We start from the raw sequence: 17,778 nt of genomic DNA, 5'->3' as shown, positions 1-17,778 counted from the left end.
TCCATTCTCATTTTCAGGGTGTGTTCATGTGCCCTTAGCTCAGCTGGATAGAGCGTCTGACTACGGATCAGAAGGTCGGGAGTTCGAATCTTCCAGGGCACGCCAATCAAATTGTCTGGTGACCATAGCGGAGGGGATTCACCCGTTCCCATCCCGAACACGGAAGTTAAGCCCTCCAGCGCCGATGGTACTTGGGGATGACCCCTGGGAGAGTAGGTCGTTGCCAGGCGAATTGTCACCCGAACCACCTTCAGCAATCATGCTGAAGGTGGTTTTTTTATGCTTGTTTTGATTTTTTTATGCTTGTTTTGATTTTTTTATGCTTGTTTTGATTTTTTTTTCTTCTTTTGCTATGGATGAGAGGGAATGGGGGCATTTATGGTCATATGTATTTCCTGAAACATATGTCTTCCCATATAAAGTGATGATGGGCAAAGATTGACGAAAGCTGTGGAAAGGATGGCAGGAAAAGATAGATGAACGGGTTTTCCTTTGCAAACCAAAACGTTGAAGGCATCTGGTTCAGCTAAAGGATTGAATGCGTGAATTTTCAATACGTAATGCAGGAATCAAAGAAAGCAAACAAATTATCAGGTTGAATGCATGTATATTTAACACGAATGGCTTGGTGTTTTCTGCCCGGATCTGCAGAAAATATGAAAGAACCGGTCAAAAAATCCGGAATCATTTATTCCGCCAGAGGATGCGGATGCAGAATGATTGCCTCTTGGTTCAGGACGGATATGGATTAAAAAATTTCAATCATCCGGAAAGCCGGTTTAAAAACGGGTATGAGAGGAATTTGGCAACGTCTTTGGCCGATACGTCCATACCGGCATCTGTTTTTTCAGAGGGAGTGAAAGATTTTACATACGAGACGCAGGCGGGCGGTACAAATATAGAAAAGAAAATCCGGATGTTTTTGCAACGAATGGAAACGGAACGAGACGACTGTTTCTTATCAAGCGGATCCCCAACAAGGTTTTTACGGATTTTGTGTTGTCAGAGGCCTCTTTTTTTCTTGAAACACCAGATTTATGATAAAAAACACGAACGAGATGAAATTTTTTAACCGTAAATGTTCGTTTATTATATTGACGCGTTCCTTGGTTTCCTGTTACACTGAGAGTGAATTGAATAGCTGTTGTTTTCTCATATATGCTCAGGAATATGGCTTGAGCGTCTCTACCAGGAAACCGTAAATTTCCCGGCTATGAGAAAAAACTGTTTGTTTGGGATCTTCTTGAGAGAAGATGAGCCTAAGCAGTAGTTTTTCTCATGCCCTTTTTCAGAAAACCTGCTGTTTAGGCTTATCTTTTTGAAAAGGAGAGGAACCATGGATCAGGCAAAAGTCGGAGTGATTATGGGGAGCACCTCAGATTGGCCGACAATGAAAAATGCATGTGAAGTGTTAGACGAATTGGGAATCAGTTATGAAAGCAAAGTCGTATCTGCCCATCGTACCCCGGATGAAATGTTTCAATATGCCAGTGAAGCCGAAAACAGAGGCATTCAAGTCATTATTGCGGGGGCAGGGGGAGCGGCCCATTTGCCGGGCATGGTGGCAAGCAAAACCGTGTTGCCGGTGATCGGGGTTCCCATCAAAACTTCTTCCCTGAATGGATTGGATTCCTTGTTGTCCATCGTGCAAATGCCGGGAGGCGTTCCGGTGGCAACCGTTGCCATCGGCAAAGCCGGCGCGGTCAATGCCGGATTGCTGGCGGCGGAAATGCTCGGCATCAAAGATCCGGAAATTCGCAAACGCCTGCAGCAGCGAAGGGAGCAGATCCGTGAGCGGGTATTGAAGGAGAGTGATCTTGCTTGAATTCATACCTGAAGGAAAAACCGCAAGCATTGATCTCTCCGGGTCAAACCGTCGGTATTTTAGGCGGGGGGCAATTGGGAAGAATGGTCATTAATGAAGGGAGAAAGATGGGCTTTCACTTTGTGACCCTGGATCCCGATCCCGATTGTCCGGGAGCGCAAGCATCAGACCGGCATATTGCGGCTAAATATGACGATTGGGATGCTGTGGCCAAACTGGCCGGACAATGCGATTTGATTGTTTATGAATTTGAAAACATCCCTCCGGAAGTGGTCGAATACCTGGAAAAGATCAAACCGCTCCCCCAGGGAAGCCGGTTGCTGAAAACCACCCGGCATCGGTTGAGGGAGAAAAAAGCGCTCCGGGAAGCGGGCGTCCCGGTGGCCCGTTTTCAAGAAGTGAATACGTTTCAGGATCTCATGCAAGCAGTGGAAGAGTTGGGATGGCCGGCCGTGCTCAAAACGACAACCGGCGGGTATGACGGAAAAGGACAGTGGATTTTGCATTCCCTGGACGATGTGGACCGGTTGCCGGCCGGACTGTTTGAAGAAGGCAAACCCTTCATTTTGGAGGAATGGGTTCCTTTTGAAAAAGAAATTTCGGTGGTCGTTGCCAGGAGTATTCACGGAGAAATGGCAGCTTTTCCGCCGGCTGTTAATTTGCACCGCAATCATATTTTGCATCTGTCGGTTTCTCCGGCTCCTGTTTCCGATTCCGTCATCCGACAGGCCGTCCATTGGGCAAAGCAAATCGCGGAGTCTTTGGAGGTTGTCGGGCTCATTGCAGTGGAGATGTTTTGCATGGAAGACGGAAGGCTGCTGGTGAATGAACTGGCTCCCCGGCCTCACAATTCCGGCCATTACACCTATGATGCCTGCCTGACTTCACAATTTGAACAGTTGATCCGCGCTGTTGCCGGGCTGCCGCTCGGACCGGCAGAGCAAGTAAAGCCGGCTGTGATGGTAAATCTCCTCGGCGAGCACATGGAAATGTTCCGGAGTCATTTTCCCCGGCTCCCGGGGGATATCAAGCCGCATTGGTACGGAAAAAAAGAAGCAAAGCCCGGACGGAAAATGGGGCATCTGACCTTGCTCGGCCGGTCCATGGAAGAAGCAGTTCAGTGGATGGACGGGAGCGGAATTTGGCCTCCTTTGACGGAACAAGAAAAAAAGGTTATTTATAATAGAGATTCTTAAAAAAGGTGGAAAAGCAATGATTGAACGTTATACGCGACCCGAGATGGGACAAATCTGGACCGAAGAAAACAAATACCAAGCATGGTTGGAAGTAGAAATCCTTTCCTGCGAAGCTTGGGCCAAATTGGGCGTCATTCCGGAAGAAGACGTCAAACAGATCCGCAAAAACGCGGAAATTCATGTGAACCGCATTTATGAAATTGAACAGGAAACGCGCCATGATGTGGTGGCCTTCACCCGGGCAGTGGCGGAAACATTGGGCCCGGAATCCAAATGGGTCCACTACGGATTGACCTCCACCGATGTGGTGGATACGGCGCTTTCCTATCTCTTAAAGCAAGCCAATGAAATTTTGCTGAAAGACCTGGACCGTTTGATTGAGGTGTTGAAAGAAAAAGCCAAAGAGCATAAATACACCGTCATGATGGGGCGCACCCACGGGGTTCATGCCGAACCGACCACATTCGGATTGAAAATGGCCCTGTGGCTGGAAGAGATGAAACGAAACAGAGAGCGCTTCGTGCAAGCCATGGAGACCGTGCGGGTCGGAAAAATTTCCGGGGCGGTCGGAACGTATGCCAATATTGATCCCTTTGTGGAGAAATATGTTTGCGAAAAACTGGGGTTGAAACATTCCCCGATTTCGACGCAAACCCTGCAACGCGACCGTCATGCGCAATACGTCTCCACCTTGGCCCTGATTGCCACATCGCTGGAGAAGTTTGCCACCGAGATTCGCGGTTTGCAAAAAAGCGAGACCCGGGAAGTGGAAGAGCCCTTCCGCAAAGGACAAAAAGGATCATCGGCCATGCCGCACAAACGCAATCCGATCGGTTGTGAAAACATCAGCGGATTGGCCCGAGTGGTTCGCGGACACATGGTCTCTGCATATGAAAATGTTTCTCTCTGGCATGAACGGGATATTTCCCATTCATCGGTGGAACGGGTGATTTTGCCGGATTCCACGATTTTGCTCAACTATATGTTGAATCGTTTCACCAACATCGTTCGTGATTTAACCGTATTCCCGGAAAATATGAAACGGAATATGGAACGGACCTTCGGGCTCATTTATTCGCAACGGGTGCTGCTCAGTCTCATCAATAAAGGATTGAAACGGGAAGAGGCTTATGACCGTGTGCAGCGTTTGGCCATGCAGGCTTGGGAAGAACAGCGTCCGTTTAAGCCTCTGGTGGAACAAGACGAGTTGATTTCCCGGACATTAACCCCCGAAGAGGTGGAAGATTGTTTTGATTACCGTTACCACTTAAAACAAGTGGACACGATTTTCACCCGGTTGGGATTGGATGATTGATTTCGCGGTGAAGCCGGTTTTCCGGCTTCCCTCCCACCTTCCTTTGAAAGGAGCAGGCCAATGGATACCTTGGAGATGTTATATGAAGGAAAGGCCAAGCAAATTTTTAAAACCGGTGACCCTTCCTTGGTTCTGGTGCGCTACAAGGATGCGGCAACGGCTTTTAACGGTGAGAAGCGGGCTGAGCTTTCAGGCAAAGGCGAATTGAACAACCGGATCAGTTCCTTCTTCTTTCAATTGTTAACCAAAGAAGGCATTCCACATCATTTTGTAAGAGAAGTTTCCGCATGCGAGCAACTGGTGAAAAAGGTGAACATCATCCCGCTGGAAGTGGTGGTGAGAAACCGGGTGGCCGGTTCCATGGCCAAAAGGCTGGGGCTGGAAGAAGGAAAAATCCTGCCGCAACCGGTGGTGGAGTTTTATTACAAAAACGATGAGCTGGGGGACCCGCTTTTGACGGAAGACCACGTGGCCATTTTGAATCTGGCGACCCCTGCGCAAAGAGCCCGGCTCAAAGAGACGGCTTTAAAGGTAAACCGCTTTTTGTCGGAATGGTTGGATCAACGGGGAATTGTGCTGGTGGATTTTAAATTGGAATTTGGAACGGATGAAAAGGGCGAAATATTGTTGGCGGACGAAATTTCACCGGATACTTGCCGCTTTTGGGATAAAGAAACCGGGGAGCGTCTGGATAAGGATCGTTTTCGCCGTGATCTCGGCCAGGTTGTGGAATCTTATCAAAAAATTTGGAATCGTTTGGAAGGGGATAGCCATGTTTAAAGCTGAAATTTTCGTGTCGCTGAAAGAAAGTGTTCTGGATCCGCAGGGAGTGGCCGTCAAAAGTTCACTGCATTCCCTCGGGTTTCAAAAAGTGAGCGATGTCCGCATCGGCAAGCGCCTGGAGATGATGCTGGAATGCGACAGCCGGGAAGAGGCGGAAAAACAGGTTCAGGCGATGTGTGAAAAAATGTTGGCCAATCCAACGATCGAAAATTATACCTTTGAAGTGGAGAGGGTGTCCTGACGTGAAATTTGCGGTTCCCGTATTTCCCGGATCCAATTGTGACATGGACTGTATCCATGCGGTTGAAGACGTATTGGGCGAACCGGTGACACCGGTATGGCATCATGAATCGGATTTGTCTTCCTATGATGCCGTGATTTTGCCGGGAGGATTTTCTTACGGCGATTATTTGCGCTCCGGTGCCATTGCACGGTTTTCCCCGGTGATGCAAGGTGTCAAAAAAGCAGCGGCAGACGGAAAACTGGTGATCGGCATCTGCAACGGATTTCAAATTTTGCTGGAAAGCGGATTGTTGCCGGGAGCGATGTTGAAAAACAAAAACCTTTCTTTTCTCTGTGATTTTCAGACCCTGCGCGTGGAAAACGCCAAAACCCCGTTTACGATGCAGTATCAGGAAGGCGAACGGATCCGGATTCCGATCGCGCATCAGGAAGGCAATTATTACTGTGATGAAAAGACCCTCGCCAGGTTGGAAGAAAACGGGCAGATTGTGTTTCGTTATGCGGATGAAAATCCCAACGGCTCCGTGCAAAACATCGCAGGCATTTGCAACCGGGAAGGAAACGTGCTGGGCATGATGCCCCACCCGGAAAGGGCAATTCACGAGTGGATGGGATCCGAAGACGGAAGACGCCTGTTTCAATCGATGTTGAAATACGGGAAGGAGAATGGCGGTGCAGCTTGAGAACAAAGTGATCGAGAAGTTGGGCAATGAACCCTCCCCGGAAGTGATCAAGGAGAAAAAATTATACCGGGAGATGGGGCTGTCGGATCAGGAGTTTGAACAAATTGCCGGGCATCTGGGACGTTTGCCGAACTGGACGGAAACAGGGATTTACAGTGTCATGTGGTCAGAACACTGCAGTTATAAAAATTCAAAACCGTTGTTGAAGCGGTTTCCGACCCAGGGCCCAAGGGTGATTCAAGGGCCCGGGGAGGGAGCCGGGGTGATCGACATTGATGATGGCCAAGCCGTTGTTTTTAAAATCGAAAGTCACAATCACCCTTCAGCCATTGAACCGTTCCAGGGGGCCGCAACCGGGGTGGGCGGCATCATCCGGGATGTCTTCTCCATGGGCGCCAGACCCGTTGCGCTTTTAAATTCGCTCCGGTTTGGCGATTTGCGTTCCCCGAGGGTCCGTTATCTGTTTGAACAAGTTGTGGCCGGGATTGCCCATTACGGAAATTGCATCGGCATCCCGACCGTGGGCGGGGAAGTCGTTTTTGACGATGCATATGACGGCAATCCGTTGGTCAATGCCATGTGCGTGGGTGTCTTGAATCATGACGAGTTGCAAAAAGGGGTTGCCATTGGTCCGGGAAATCCCGTGATTTATGTCGGTTCCAGCACCGGACGGGACGGGATCCACGGAGCCACGTTTGCCAGTGAAGAGTTGAATGAATCGGCCGGGGAAAAACGTCCGGCGGTTCAAGTCGGCGATCCGTTTATGGAGAAGCTGCTGCTTGAGGCTTGTTTGGAAATGGTGAAAAAGGAAATGTTGATCGGGATTCAGGACATGGGCGCCGCCGGACTCACCTGTTCCAGTGCCGAAATGGCGGCCAAAGGCGGGCACGGATTGGAACTGAATCTGGATCTGGTTCCCCAGCGCGAAAAGGGAATGACCCCCTATGAGATCATGCTTTCCGAATCCCAGGAACGGATGCTTCTGGTGGTGGAAAAAGGGCGGGAGCAAGAAATCATGAACATCTGCAAGAAGTGGGGCTTGCAATCCGCCGTGATCGGGCAGGTGACTGAAGGGGATCGTTACCGGATTTATTCCCAAAATCAATTGGTTGCCGACATTCCTGTCAACACGTTGGTGGATGATGCTCCGGTTTATACCCGGGAGGAAAAAGTCCCAGAATATTATGTGCAAAATGCCTCGGTCCAACCGGAAGAAGACTTGAAAGATATTGATCCGGGGCAAGCGCTTTTGCAGATGGTTTCTTCCCCCAACATGGGAAGCAAAAAGTGGGTTTACCGCCAATATGACCACATGGTGCGTGCCAGCACGGCGGTGCGGCCGGGATCGGATGCCGCGGTGGTCATTCTTCGCGGGACGGAGAAAGCCTTGGCCATGTCCACCGACGGAAACGGGCGTTATGTTTACCTTGATCCGGTTCAGGGAGGAAAAATTGCCGTCAGTGAAGCGGCGCGAAATGTGGTTTGTTCCGGGGCTGAGCCTTTGGGCATCACGGATTGCCTGAATTTCGGAAACCCGGAAAAACCAGAAGTGTATTGGCAGCTGTCCAAGGCGATTGACGGCATGTCCGAGGCTTGTCGCGTGCTTGAATCCCCAGTTATTGGCGGAAATGTCAGCTTATACAACGAAACCAAAGGAAATCCGATTTACCCGACTCCGGTGGTGGGAATGGTCGGGCTGATCCAAAAGCGGGAGCATATCACGACGCAAGCGTTTAAAAACGACGGGGATGTGATTATTCTCCTGGGGGACACTTATGCCGAATTGGGAGGAAGCGAGTTGCAACATCTGATCACGGGCTTGGTCAGCGGCCGGCCGCCGGTATGTGATCTTCAGAAAGAACAGGCTGTGCAAAAAGCGGTTCTTCAAGCCATTCGTTCCGGATACGTCCAATCGGCGCATGATGTGTCCGAAGGCGGTTTGGCTTTGGCTCTGGCCGAATCTTGTATTTCCGGCGGAAAAGGGGCAACCGTCTTCGTGGAGACTGACTTGGCACCGGCCGTCTGTTTGTTCAGTGAAAGTCAGTCGCGCATTTTGATCACCGCTTCCCCGGAAAATGCGGGTCAGATTCAGGAGATTGCCCGCCAATACGGAGTTCCTTGCCGCAAAATCGGGGAAGTGACCGGTGAACGTAAGTTGAAGGTCTCGGTAAACGGGCGCGGTGTTATTCACCAAGATGTTGATCTTTTGAGCAAACGATGGGAGGCTGCCATTTCATGCGCGATGAATCCATCTTCGACTTCGATGAGTTAAACGAAGAATGCGGTGTATTTGCGATCATCGGACATCCGGATGCCGCGCTGCTCACATATTACGGCTTGCACGCTTTGCAACACCGGGGGCAGGAAAGTGCCGGTATTGTTTCCGCTGAGGACGGGGAATTGTTTGCCAAACGGGGGACCGGGCTGGTGACCGAAGTGTTTGATTCCGCGAATTTGAAAGGGTTAAAGGGAACCACCGCCATCGGCCATGTCCGGTACTCCACCTCCGGGGGATCAGGATTGGAAAATGCCCAACCCTTGGTCTTTAATTTTTCGTCGGGCAAATTGGCGATTGCGACCAACGGCAACTTGGTGAATGCCAAACGGTTGCGCTTGCAACTGGAAAAAGAAGGATCCATTTTTCAAACCACATCCGATACGGAAGTCATTGCCCATTTGATTGCCCGTTCCAAAGCCCCGACATTGGAAGAAGCCGTCAAAGAAGCCCTGAAGCAAGTGGTCGGCGCCTATGCTTTGCTCATCCTGACCAATGATCAATTGATCGTCGCTTCGGATCCGCACGGCCTTCGTCCTTTTGCCATGGGGAAAATCGGAGAGGCTCATGTCTTTTCATCCGAAACCTGTGCGTTTAATGTGATCGGCGCAGAATTGGTAAGAGAAATCGAACCGGGGGAGATGATTGTTTTCGACCGGAACGGCGGGATGAAAACCACCCGGTTTGCCGGAAAAAGAGAACGCGCGCTTTGCGCATTTGAATATGTGTATTTTGCCCGTCCGGACAGTTTGATCCGCGGGGTGAATGTGCATGCGGCCCGCAAGCGGATGGGAAGAATCTTGTCGCAAGAAGCACCGGTGGAAGCGGATGTGGTGACCGGGGTGCCGGATTCCAGCACCTCAGCGGCAATCGGGTTTGCCGAAGCCACAGGCATTCCGTACGAGTTGGGATTGATTAAAAACCGCTATATCGGACGGACTTTCATTCAACCGAGCCAGGAATTGCGGGAACAAGGCGTGCGGATGAAGTTAAGCGCCGTGGAGGGTGTGGTTTCCGGAAAAAGAGTCGTCATGGTGGACGATTCGATTGTCCGGGGCACCACCAGCCGCCGGATTGTACGGATGTTGCGGGAAGCGGGCGCCACGGAAGTTCATGTCCGCATCAGTTCCCCTCCTGTGAAAAATCCGTGTTTTTACGGAATTGACACGCCGGACCGCAAACAGTTGGTGGCGGCGGTGAAAAGCATCGATGAAATTTGCAAAGAGATTGGCGCCGATTCGCTGGCTTTTCTCAGCGCCAAGGGAATGCTGAATGCCATTGGATACACTTCATCCGATCAAAACCACGGGCACTGTCTGGCTTGTTTCACCGGTGAATATCCGACCGAAGTGGAAGAGGGACTGGCATTGGAGGGGAAATCATGAGTCAAGCGTACAAGGCCGCAGGAGTCGATATCCAAGCCGGCAATGAGACTGTCAAACGGATCAAAAAGCATGTGCAAAGAACCATGCGTCCCGAAGTGTTGGGGAACATCGGCGGATTTGGCGGATTGTTTGCCTTAAAGCCTTATGAGGAGCCGGTGTTGGTATCGGCAACCGACGGCGTCGGGACCAAACTTTTGATTGCCATGATGATGGACAAACATGACACCGTCGGCGTGGATTGTGTGGCCATGTGTGTGAATGATATCATTGTTCAAGGGGCAGAGCCCTTGTTTTTCCTGGATTATTTGGCAACCGGCCGCCTTTTGCCCGAACAGGCCGAACAAGTGATCAAGGGGATCGCCGATGGATGCGAACAGGCAGGCTGTGCGTTGATCGGGGGAGAAACAGCAGAAATGCCCGGGATGTATTCATCGGGAGAATATGATATTGCCGGGTTTGCAGTGGGGGTTGCCGAGAAGAAAGATCTTTTGCCGCGGAAGGACATTCAAGAAGGCGATGTCTTGATCGGGCTTGCTTCCAGCGGACTCCACAGCAACGGGTTCAGCCTGGTGCGGAAAGTGCTGCTTCAAGACCGAAAACATTCGCTTCACGAAGAAATTCCGGCACTGGGACAAACCTTGGGCGAAGAGTTGCTCACCCCGACCCGCATTTATGTAAAAACCATATGGACGCTTCTCCGGGAATTTACCATCAAAGGCATGGCCCACATCACCGGAGGCGGGTTTGTGGAAAATATTCCCCGCGTTTTGCCGGAGGGGGCTTGTGCCTTGATTGACCGGTCTTCATGGGAGATCCCACCGATTTTTTCCTTGATTCAAAAAGAAGGAGCCATTGGTATTGAAGAAATGTACCAAACATTCAACATGGGAATCGGCATGGTTCTGATCGTTCCCGAAGAAGAGGCCAAAGCGGTGCTTCAAGCTGCCGGGCAACTTGGTGAGAAGGCTTGGGTGATCGGAAACATCGGGAGCGGAACACAACCTGTCCGGTGGGCAGGAGGGGATGCAAAGTGGGTGTAGCCATTTTTGCATCCGGAAACGGGAGCAACTTTGAAGCACTGGTCCACCATTCCCGCAAGCACGCTTGGGCAGATGAAATCAGGCTGTTGTTTTGCGACCGGCCGGGAGCCGGTGTGATCGGGCGTGCCCAGCGGTTGAAGATTCCGGCCATTCAACGGAGCCCCAAGGAATTTGCCGATAAAGCGTCTTATGAAAGATGGCTGCTCGGGGTGTTAAAGGAACATGGGATTGACCGGATTGTGCTGGCAGGATATATGCGGTTGATTGGCCCGACTTTGCTTGAGGCATATCCCGACCGGATAATCAATATCCATCCGTCTTTGTTGCCGGCATTTCCCGGAAAAGATGCCATATTAAAAGCCTACCGCCATCCGGTGTGTGTGTCCGGCGTCACGGTTCACCTGGTGGATGAAGGAATGGATACCGGACGGATTTTGGCACAAGTCCCGGTTTCTATTGAAAAAGGGGACACTCTGGAAACATTTGAGGAAAAAATGCATCAGGCAGAGCACCGGTTGTATCCCGAAGTTGTTCAAAAATGGATTGCCGGTGAAATCGGGGATTAGAAGAACAGTACAGCTGATAAGGGAGGCAGAACATTGGCAAATGCAAAGCGCGCATTGATCAGTGTGTCGGACAAAACCGGGATCGTCGATTTCGCGCAGAAACTGGCATCCTTGGATATGGAAATCATCTCAACGGGAGGAACCTGCCGGTTATTAAAAGAAGCCGGGATTCCTGTCAAAAATATCTCGGAAGTCACCGGGTTTCCGGAAATATTGGATGGCCGGGTCAAAACCTTACATCCCAAAATTCACGGCGGGATTTTGGCCAAACGGGACGCCGTTTCCCACCTGGAGCAATTGAAAGAAAACGGGATCGGGACCATTGACGTGGTCATCGTCAACCTTTATCCCTTTCAAAAAACAATTGAAAATCCGGATGCAACGTTGGAAGATGCCATCGAAAACATCGATATCGGCGGCCCTTCCATGCTTCGTTCCGCGGCCAAAAATCATCAAGATGTCACAGTCGTGACCGATCCTCAGGATTATGACCGCGTTTACCGGGAATTGTCGCAACAGGGAAGCACCAGCTTGGAAACCAGAAGATATCTGGCCGCGAAAGCTTTTAACCATACGGCTTATTATGATGCGCTCATCGCCGGATACTTTAATCAGTTGCTGGACAATCCGTTCCCGGAACAACTGACGATGACATTCACCAAAGCACAATCGCTCCGCTACGGGGAAAACCCGCATCAAAAAGCGGCTTTCTACAAAAAAACCTTTGGCAACCACAGCCATACTTTGGCCGGAGCCAAACAACTGAACGGAAAAGAACTGTCTTACAACAACCTCAATGATGCCAATGCCGCCTTGGAACTGGTGCGCGAATTTGACCAGCCGGCCGTCGTTGCAATCAAGCATATGAATCCTTGCGGAGTGGGACTGGGTTCCAACCTTTTGGAGGCATATCAAAAAGCGTATGAAGCCGACCCGGTATCCATTTTTGGAGGCATTGTCGCAACCAATCAGACGGTGGATGCCCAAACGGCGGTGGAAATGAAAAAAATCTTCTTGGAAATCATCCTGGCGCCGGCCTTTACGGAGGAAGCCCTTGAGATTTTGAAAACGAAGAAAAATTTGCGTTTGTTAACCGTGGCAGAAGCGGCGCAAGGACAAGCGGACATTCCGCTGAAATTGCAATCAATCGGCGGAGGACTTCTTGTACAGGAAGAAGACCTCAAGGGCTTGGCGAAAGACGAATGCCAAGTGGTGACAGACCGTGCACCCAGTGAAGAAGAATGGGAGCAATTGTTGTTTGCCTGGAAAGTCGTCAAACATGTCAAATCCAATGCCATTGTGTTGGCGAAAGATTTCCGGACGGTGGGTGTCGGTGCCGGGCAGATGAACCGGGTTGGTTCGGCGAAAATTGCCATTGAGCAGGCCAAAGAGGATTCCAAAGGATCCGTGCTTGCTTCGGATGCTTTCTTCCCGATGAGGGACACGGTACAAGCCGCCGCCGAAGCTGGGGTGACTGCCATCATCCAACCGGGCGGATCGATCCGGGATGAAGAGTCCATCGAAGAAGCCAACCGGCACGGCATTGCCATGGTGTTCACAGGCATTCGCCATTTTAAACATTAATCATTCATGAAAGAGAACGGGAGATGTATCAGAAGCCTTTTCTTGTGCGTATACTGAGAATAATTTTTGTGGAAAATGTAAATAGCACAAAGGAGGAATGTTGATGCGTCTCCTTTCATGGTCTCTCATGTGGATCGGCATCGCTCTGGCTTTAACCGGGGTGACGACCTATTGGGCGTATGACCTGGATCCCGCTGTTTGGCAAAGGCAACTGCAGACCGCAAGCGGTGTCTTTTACATGGCGGCGATGATCATCGGCGGGGTGTTTACAACCAAACGGTCTTATCGCCATAAAAACCCTTTGGATAAAGAGCGGTCCTTTATCTGCATCATGGTCACACTGGGATTGTTTACGATCAGCCTGATGATTTCATAAGAAGAGCGGGGAGGAGACAATAAGTGAAAGTGCTGGTTGTCGGCAACGGAGGAAGAGAACATGCCATTGTTTGGAGTTTGCTCAAAAGCCCCAAGGTGGAAAAAGTGTATTGTGCACCAGGCAACGGAGGCATTCAGAAAGATGCCGAATGTGTGGATATTGCCGCCACCGACATTGAGGGGCTGGTTCACTTTGCAAAGGAAACCAAGGTGGATTTAACGGTGGTCGGTCCTGAAGTTCCCTTGTTGTCGGGAATTGTTGACCGCTTTGAAGAAGAGAGGCTTGCCATCTTTGGGCCCCGCAGGGAAGCGGCACGGATTGAAGGAAGCAAACGTTTTGCCAAAGAGTTCATGAAAAAATACGGAATTCCGACGGCGGATTTCAAGTCATTCACGGAATCTTCGAAAGCGATTGAATATATCCGCGGGAAAGGAGCCCCCATTGTCGTTAAGGCGGATGGTTTGGCTGCCGGAAAAGGGGTTGTGGTGGCAAGCACTGTGGAAGAAGCGGAAAAAGCCGTCATTGACGCAATGGAAGAAAAGGTTTTTGGCGATGCCGGCCGGGAGATTGTCATTGAAGAGTTTTTAAGCGGTCAGGAAATGTCGTTGATGGCGTTTATGGACGGAAAAACGGTCAAACCGATGGTGGTTGCTCAAGACCATAAGCCGGTGTTCGATCATGATCAAGGCCCCAACACCGGGGGAATGGGCGCTTATTCACCGGTTCCCCAGATTCCGGAAGAAGTGATCCGCGAAGCCGTTGAAACAATTTTGCTTCCTGTACAAAAGGCGTTTCAGGAAGAAGGAATCGAGTATAAAGGCGTCTTGTATGCGGGGTTGATGATCACCGCATCCGGGCCGAAAGTGATCGAATTCAATGCCCGCTTTGGCGACCCGGAAACACAAGTGGTGCTGCCCAGACTGAAAACGGATTTGGTGGAAATCATGGAATCGGTCATCGATGGCAAGCTCTCGGAACAGGACATCGTGTGGAGTGATCAAGCTGCTGTTTGCGTGATTCTGGCCTCGGGCGGTTATCCGGGATCGTATCAAAAAGGAATGGCCATTCAGGGGCTTGACAAACCGGCTGCCGATACGGTGATTTTTCATTCCGGAACGGTTTTGAGCGGTGAAGAGTGGTTAACGGCAGGAGGACGGGTTTTGGGAGTGACGGCATGGGGTGAGTCGATTCAAGAAGCACAAACGCGGGCTTATGAGCGGGTTAAACAAATTTCGTTTGACAATGTTCATTACCGGACAGATATTGCAAAGAAAGCTTTGTAAATCGCTGAACGGGACTGCTGGAACCAAACCAGCAGTTTTTTTATATGTAAGGAAAATAATAAAAACGAGCCACTGGGTCAGGCTCGTTAAATTTGGCAACCGGCACCGGTTGCGCAATAAAAGCCGTTTTCATTGATTATCCAATTTGAGTCGTTTCTTTTTCACCTTGAATGCTGATTCCATTGACCGGGATCTTAAACCACCAACCACCTTGTGTTTTTTTGACCGGTTGGTAACCCGCTTTTTTCAGGGAACGGGCAACCGTCCAGCTGGCGGTGTATACGGTGGCCAAATTGGTCGACTCATCAAATTGGATCACAGTTTCTTTTTCCATTTCGCTAAGAGACATATAACTCACGCTCCTAAACGGTTTTAATTTTCAAAAAACCGATCGTTTGTTCGCATTGCTATTAACCTTATTGTACCACTTTTTTTATGAAATGCCACCTCTGAATCAAAATCAACTTGATTCTTTTTTTCGACGTCAGGTTACAAATTATCCTGCTTATTCATGATAAAAAATGACGAAATTTGTATACAATATTACCAAAGTTCGATTTTTGTCGAATGAAGAGTTGGAAAGGTCGGACAAGTGTTATGGTGATCTTAGCTTGATTCTACGCCATCTGACGCATTTAATCAACTGCCATCTTACAGCACAGGAAGGAAAAAGGCTGAAAAAAGCGTTAAAATTCTTGTCGATCAGGTGGATGAGAGATTTTTATGAAGAATTTTTCATCAATTTTTCACGAATGAAAGCGTTTTCCTGTGTGTTGGCAGACACCTCGTATGTCAGAAACCGTCAAATTTCGAAGGTGACCCGCGGGACAGGTTTTCTTGAAAATCATTATACAAAAGAGTCAGAATTTAATCAAGAGATTCTCTTTTATATTTTTATATTTTCATGTTATTTATGATTGCGTCTCCCCTTTCTTTTTCTAAATCAGGAAAAAAGGGGAGAAATAAATTAAATTTTCATAGATTCCGTCATGAAAATGCAATCATCCATTCCATGATTCATTCTAATATTGTATAGTTTTAATTAAATATAACTTTTTCATGAAAGGTTTCTGTTTTCTTTTCCGAAAATGGCGATAATTGGACAAAAACGGGTGATCCCCTCTGCGACTTTCAGAGCCGAATGAATCGCCAAACACCAAGGAAAACGTCGTTTTGTCGATGCACAATAAGCCAAACCAACCAGTCCGAACGTAATGCGAATCAAAGCATCCAACGTACCCACATTCTTTTGCAAAGGAATTCCTCCTTTCGGCTTGTTACTGTTATTTTTGCAGGTTGTGCGCCGAAGTATGCAACCTGTGGGCAGGTAAAATGTTGTTCGACTAGCAAGTACAAAAATTGAAGGGGAGAGAAAGATTGTTCATCGAGATTTCAGCTGCGGAACAAAACAGGTTGATTGATGTGGCAATGGGAAGAATAGCCCCCAGCAAGTTGATCTTGGGAGGAACGGTACTGAATGTATACACCGGACAGCTGGAAAGAGCCGATATTGCCCTGTCCGGAAAAAGAGTGGCCTATGTTGGTCCGATGGAGCAAAGCGGGCTGAAGCTGGATGAAGAGATTCCCACTCTGGATGCGACCGGGCAGGTGTTGGTCCCCGGATATATCGAACCTCACGCACATCCGTCACAAATTTACCATCCGTTGACACTGGCTGAAAAAGCCGGATCACTGGGTACCACCACTTTGATTTGTGATAATGTGGTCTTTTTTGCCGAAAAAAATTTGTCACAAGTCATACATATGATGGATCAATTCAAGAAGTCACCCGTTAAATTTTTCTGGTGGGCACGGCTGGATCCCCAAGCTACTTTGCCGGATGAACGGCAAGGATTGTTTGAGCAAAAACGGGTGGCAGAAATGATCGGCTATGACCAGGTGGTGCAAACCGGCGAGCTGACCGACTGGGCGTCCCTGTTGGATGGCGATGAGAAAATGGTTTCCTGTATCACTTTGGCCAAGAATCAAGGCAAAAAAGTGGAGAGCCATGCTCCAGGGGCTTCTTATCAAACTTTGGCCAGATTGTCTGCGGCCGGCGTGACCGGTGATCATGAAAGCATCAGCTGCGATGAAGTATTAAATAGACTCCGCTTGGGTTATATGGTCTCCTTGAGATACAGTTCCATCCGCCCGGACCTTCCGGAGATCATGAAAGAACTGGTCCGGCAAGAGAATGTGCCGTGGCACCGGTTGATGATGACAAGCGACGGAGCGACGCCGTTATGTTTTAAAGATGGCTTTGTTGATTATTTGATTCGTTTGGCCATCGAAAGCGGTTGTCCCCCGGTTCATGCTTACCAAATGGCAACCATCAATCCGGCGGTTTATTACCGTATGGATGAGCATTTGGGAGGGATTGCCCCGGGACGGATCGCCGACATTAACTTTTTGTCTTCATTAAATGATCCCACTCCTGTCAAGGTGATGGCAAACGGCGAAGTGATTGCTGAAAACGGAAGATACAAGGAAGAGAAAAAATTGTCGCGTGAATCCGTCTATGCGGGAATGAAGTGGGATATGTCATCCTTTGAAGTGAAGCCGGAGGACTTGACCATTCCGGATCCGGGGAAAAAGAAATTTCCGGTGATCCAATTGATCAACTCCGTGATCACCAAACGGTCCAAAGAAAAAGTGGAAGCAAAAGATGGAAAAGTTTATTTGCCGGAGGGGGATGAACGGCTGTTTTCTTTTTTGATTGACCGGAACGGCCGATGGATCACCCCCGGATTGTTGCGCGGATTTGCCGTCGGGATTGACGGAATGGCGACAACCAACACGGGGTCGCGCGATATATTGGTTTTGGGAAGGGATCCGGAAGCGATGGCGATGGCTGCCAATCAAGTGATCCGGGATCAAGGGGGATTGGTTTGGATTCAGGATGGAAAGGAAAAGTTTCATCTGCCTCTGCCTTTATTGGGCATCATGGTGGATTTGTCCATCGATGAACTGATCGAACGGTTGGAGCTTTTTATTGACGAACTGAAACAGTATGGGTTTTCCCATTTGGATCCGCTGTTTACCATGACGTTTTTATCTTCCACGCATCTCCCTTATATCCGGCTCACCAGTGAGGGGATCATGCAAGTGAAAAAGAAGAAAGTGGAGTATCCTTCCAGCCGGCTATTGGAGTTGGTATAGTGGTTTTGAAGCGCTGAAAAATGCAGGTGGGCTTCTCTGGATGAGACCCACCTCTTCCCTTCCCA

16 protein-coding genes, 1 tRNA gene, 1 rRNA gene and 1 riboswitch are annotated in these 17,778 nt (G+C 49.4%); of the genes, 16 read left to right on the top strand and 2 right to left on the bottom strand.

The annotated features are described in order from the left end of the window. Positions 1 to 28 precede the first annotated feature (28 nt). The 15 genes from NYE37_RS13040 to purD all read left to right on the top strand — a co-directional run bounded on the left by NYE37_RS13040 (position 29) and on the right by purD (position 14,554). Positions 29 to 105, top strand: a tRNA-Arg gene (locus NYE37_RS13040). A 9-nt stretch (positions 106 to 114) separates the two neighbouring features. After that, positions 115 to 229: ribosomal RNA gene (rrf, locus tag NYE37_RS13035) — 5S ribosomal RNA — on the top strand. 903 nt (positions 230 to 1,132) lie between these two features. Next, a riboswitch (purine riboswitch) is annotated at positions 1,133 to 1,234 on the top strand. A 102-nt stretch (positions 1,235 to 1,336) separates the two neighbouring features. Further along, on the top strand, positions 1,337 to 1,825 hold the full coding sequence (purE, locus tag NYE37_RS13030) for a 5-(carboxyamino)imidazole ribonucleotide mutase (protein WP_037996222.1): 489 nt from the start codon (positions 1,337 to 1,339) through the stop codon (positions 1,823 to 1,825). Then, positions 1,822 to 3,021: a 5-(carboxyamino)imidazole ribonucleotide synthase gene (gene purK / locus NYE37_RS13025; protein ID WP_231564614.1), complete on the top strand. Its 1,200-nt coding sequence runs from the start codon at positions 1,822 to 1,824 to the stop codon at positions 3,019 to 3,021. The genes purE and purK overlap by 4 nt, the downstream gene beginning before the upstream one ends. A 16-nt stretch (positions 3,022 to 3,037) precedes the next feature. Then, positions 3,038 to 4,336 (top strand): adenylosuccinate lyase, encoded by a 1,299-nt coding sequence (gene purB / locus NYE37_RS13020; RefSeq protein ID WP_121874500.1) that lies wholly within the window; start codon positions 3,038 to 3,040, stop codon positions 4,334 to 4,336. Positions 4,337 to 4,396: 60 nt separating this feature from the next. Continuing rightward, entirely contained in the window at positions 4,397 to 5,116 is a 720-nt protein-coding gene (gene purC / locus NYE37_RS13015; protein WP_037996219.1) for a phosphoribosylaminoimidazolesuccinocarboxamide synthase, read from the top strand. Continuing rightward, entirely contained in the window at positions 5,109 to 5,360 is a 252-nt protein-coding gene (gene purS, locus NYE37_RS13010; protein ID WP_037996215.1) for a phosphoribosylformylglycinamidine synthase subunit PurS, read from the top strand. Before purC ends, purS begins: the two co-directional genes overlap by 8 nt. 1 nt (position 5,361) lies before the next feature. Beyond that, positions 5,362 to 6,045: a phosphoribosylformylglycinamidine synthase subunit PurQ gene (gene purQ, locus NYE37_RS13005; RefSeq protein WP_049719582.1), complete on the top strand. Its 684-nt coding sequence runs from the start codon at positions 5,362 to 5,364 to the stop codon at positions 6,043 to 6,045. Next, on the top strand, positions 6,029 to 8,317 hold the full coding sequence (gene purL, locus NYE37_RS13000; RefSeq protein WP_049719583.1) for a phosphoribosylformylglycinamidine synthase subunit PurL: 2,289 nt from the start codon (positions 6,029 to 6,031) through the stop codon (positions 8,315 to 8,317). The genes purQ and purL overlap by 17 nt, the downstream gene beginning before the upstream one ends. Further along, positions 8,281 to 9,705: an amidophosphoribosyltransferase gene (gene purF, locus NYE37_RS12995; RefSeq protein ID WP_037996212.1), complete on the top strand. Its 1,425-nt coding sequence runs from the start codon at positions 8,281 to 8,283 to the stop codon at positions 9,703 to 9,705. The genes purL and purF overlap by 37 nt, the downstream gene beginning before the upstream one ends. After that, positions 9,702 to 10,745, top strand: a complete 1,044-nt coding sequence (gene purM, locus NYE37_RS12990) for a phosphoribosylformylglycinamidine cyclo-ligase (RefSeq protein WP_037996208.1) — start codon at positions 9,702 to 9,704, stop codon at positions 10,743 to 10,745. Before purF ends, purM begins: the two co-directional genes overlap by 4 nt. Next, a complete protein-coding gene (purN, locus tag NYE37_RS12985) occupies positions 10,736 to 11,311 on the top strand; it encodes a phosphoribosylglycinamide formyltransferase (RefSeq protein WP_037996205.1) in 576 nt (191 codons plus the stop codon). The genes purM and purN overlap by 10 nt, the downstream gene beginning before the upstream one ends. Positions 11,312 to 11,344: 33 nt before the next feature. Then, a complete protein-coding gene (purH, locus tag NYE37_RS12980; protein ID WP_049719584.1) occupies positions 11,345 to 12,895 on the top strand; it encodes a bifunctional phosphoribosylaminoimidazolecarboxamide formyltransferase/IMP cyclohydrolase in 1,551 nt (516 codons plus the stop codon). A 103-nt stretch (positions 12,896 to 12,998) separates the two neighbouring features. Further along, positions 12,999 to 13,271: a hypothetical protein gene (locus tag NYE37_RS12975; RefSeq protein WP_037996198.1), complete on the top strand. Its 273-nt coding sequence runs from the start codon at positions 12,999 to 13,001 to the stop codon at positions 13,269 to 13,271. A gap of 23 nt (positions 13,272 to 13,294) precedes the next feature. Further along, positions 13,295 to 14,554 (top strand): phosphoribosylamine--glycine ligase, encoded by a 1,260-nt coding sequence (gene purD, locus NYE37_RS12970; protein ID WP_037996191.1) that lies wholly within the window; start codon positions 13,295 to 13,297, stop codon positions 14,552 to 14,554. Positions 14,555 to 14,690: 136 nt separating this feature from the next. Here the strand turns inward: purD and NYE37_RS12965 are convergent, their stop codons facing one another. Further along, positions 14,691 to 14,903, bottom strand: a complete 213-nt coding sequence (locus NYE37_RS12965; protein ID WP_037996188.1) for a hypothetical protein — start codon at positions 14,901 to 14,903, stop codon at positions 14,691 to 14,693. Between the two features lie 708 nt (positions 14,904 to 15,611). Then, a complete protein-coding gene (locus NYE37_RS12960) occupies positions 15,612 to 15,809 on the bottom strand; it encodes a YgaP family membrane protein (protein ID WP_037996180.1) in 198 nt (65 codons plus the stop codon). Between the two features lie 122 nt (positions 15,810 to 15,931). On the opposite strand from NYE37_RS12960, the gene NYE37_RS12955 reads away from it, so the two are divergent. Beyond that, positions 15,932 to 17,713, top strand: coding sequence for an adenine deaminase C-terminal domain-containing protein (locus NYE37_RS12955; protein WP_049719586.1), 1,782 nt, complete (start codon positions 15,932 to 15,934; stop codon positions 17,711 to 17,713). Positions 17,714 to 17,778: the final 65 nt, after the last annotated feature.

The sequence above is a fragment of the Thermoactinomyces sp. FSL K6-2592 genome (assembly GCF_038006465.1).
In the GTDB taxonomy this organism is placed as follows: Bacteria; Bacillota; Bacilli; order Thermoactinomycetales; family Thermoactinomycetaceae; genus Thermoactinomyces; species Thermoactinomyces vulgaris.
The sequence above is the reverse complement of the archived record's forward strand: the minus strand, read 5'-3'. Positions and strand labels throughout refer to the sequence as shown.